At 64.1% G+C, this 523-nt stretch carries 1 protein-coding gene; it reads left to right on the forward strand.

The features are described 5' to 3' along the window. Positions 1-523: HAD-IC family P-type ATPase (locus B7449_RS19620; protein WP_048884151.1), on the forward strand; the 523-nt coding region annotated here is incomplete at both ends.

Raw genomic sequence — 523 nt, forward strand, 5'->3', positions numbered from 1 at the left:
GGTGCTGAACGGCGCGTCCAGTGTGGATGAAGCGATGATCACCGGCGAGCCTGCGCCCGTGGCGAAGAAACCGGGCGATGCGGTAACGGGTGGCACCATTAACGGCACTGGCAGCCTGGAAATCGAGGCACGGGCGGTCGGCAGCGACACCATGCTTGCCCGCATCGTGGCAATGGTTGCCACAGCACAGCATAGTCGTGCGCCGATCCAGAGCATCGCCGACCGCGTGTCGGACTGGTTCGTCCCGCTGGTGTTGGGTATATCCCTCGTGACTTTCGTCGTGTGGTATTTTGTCGGTCCCACGCCGCGCTTCGGCCATGCCCTGCTCAATGCCATATCCGTTTTGATCATCGCCTGTCCCTGCGCGTTGGGACTGGCCACGCCGATGTCCATCATGGTTGGCACCGGGCGCGGCGCGCGTGAGGGCGTTCTGGTGCGCAATGCCGAAGCCCTGCAGGCACTGGACAAGGTGGACACCCTGGTGGTGGACAAGACCGGCACGCTCACGGAAGGACATCCCCGG

Source organism: Komagataeibacter intermedius TF2 (assembly GCF_000964425.1).
Lineage (GTDB): Bacteria > Pseudomonadota > Alphaproteobacteria > Acetobacterales > Acetobacteraceae > Komagataeibacter > Komagataeibacter intermedius.